The following is a 1,311-nucleotide window of genomic DNA, read 5'->3' as shown; positions in this document are numbered from 1 at the left end:
GGGCCTTCCCCCTTGATCTTGGACACTTGAACCTTGGATCGTGAGGTCTGGGGAGATCAGGAGTCCTGGAACACCATGGCGAACAAGCACTATCCCGCCCAGGTCAAGGCCGACGCGGTGGCGTTGTACCGGTCCCGGCCGGGAACCACGATCGCGCAGATCGCCGATGACCTCGGCATCAATCGGGAGACGCTGCGCAGCTGGGTCCGCGCCGACGACCAGCGTCGCGGCGGCGGGACCAGCCGTCCGGCGGTGACGGCAGGTGAGCCGCCGGCCGACTCGGTCGAGGCGGAGAACGCCGAGCTGCGCCGGCGGGTTCGGGAGCTGGAAGAAGAACGGGACATTCTGCGGAAGGCGGCCCGGTATTTCGCCGGGGAGACGCGCTGGTGAACCGCTTCCAGTTCGTCGCCGACCACCGAGAACGCTACGGCGTGAAGCGGTTGTGCCAGATCCTCGGCGTGGCCCGCTCGAGCTTCTACTACTGGCAGGTCACCGCACCGGCCCGGGCGGCCCGGCAGGCCGCCGACACCATGCTGGCCGCCCGGATCCGGACCGTCCACACCGCCGACACCACCTACGGCGTCCCTCGGATCACCGCTGAACTGCGCGACAGCGGGACACCGGTCAATCACAAACGCGTGGCCCGGGTGATGCGCGGCATCGGCCTGCAAGGACTACGGCTACGTCGCCGCCACCGCACCACGATCCCGGACCAGGCTGCGGCCAAGGCCCCGGACCTGATCCGCCGCGACTTCACCGCACCCGCACCCAATCAGCGCTACGTCGGTGACATCACCTACCTACCCGTCGGTGAACGCGGGTTCCTCTACCTGGCCACCGTCATCGACCTGCACTCGCGCCGCCTCGCCGGCTGGGCGATCGCCGACCACATGCGCACCGATCTGGTCATCGACGCACTCACCGCCGCTCAGCGGACCCGCGGCAGCCTGGCCGGGGCGATCTTCCATTCTGATCACGGAGCCCAGTACACATCGAAGGACTTCGCCGCCGCCTGCAAGACAGTCGGGGTCCGGCAATCGATGAGCACGGTCGGCAGCTCCGCCAACAACGCCCTGGCCGAATCGTTCAACGCCAGCTTCAAACGCGAAACCCTGCAAGGCCGCCGCGCGTTCACCGACGAACGCGACGCCCGGCTGACCTCGTTCCGCTGGCTGCACCGCTACAACACCATCCGCCGCCACTCCCGGCTCGGACAGCAGTCACCGATCACCTACGAGCGGATCCACGCAACATCAACTACGATCGCCCAAGCCGCATAAACCCCGTGTCCAAGTTCCGGGGGTAAGGCCC

The 1,311-nt window shown here is 67.8% G+C and carries 1 protein-coding gene; it reads left to right on the top strand.

The features are described from left to right. Positions 1 to 75 precede the first annotated feature (75 nt). Positions 76 to 1,280, top strand: a protein-coding gene (locus tag J5X75_RS43755) for an IS3 family transposase (protein WP_208473640.1) whose coding sequence is annotated in 2 segments (ribosomal slippage) — positions 76 to 376 and positions 376 to 1,280 — 1,206 coding nt in all. Because the reading frame shifts where the segments join, the coding sequence is not laid out codon by codon here. Positions 1,281 to 1,311 lie beyond the last annotated feature (31 nt).

It is taken from the genome of Actinoplanes flavus (assembly GCF_017592555.1).
GTDB lineage: Bacteria > Actinomycetota > Actinomycetes > Mycobacteriales > Micromonosporaceae > Actinoplanes > Actinoplanes flavus.
The sequence above is the reverse complement of the archived record's forward strand: the minus strand, read 5'-3'. Positions and strand labels throughout refer to the sequence as shown.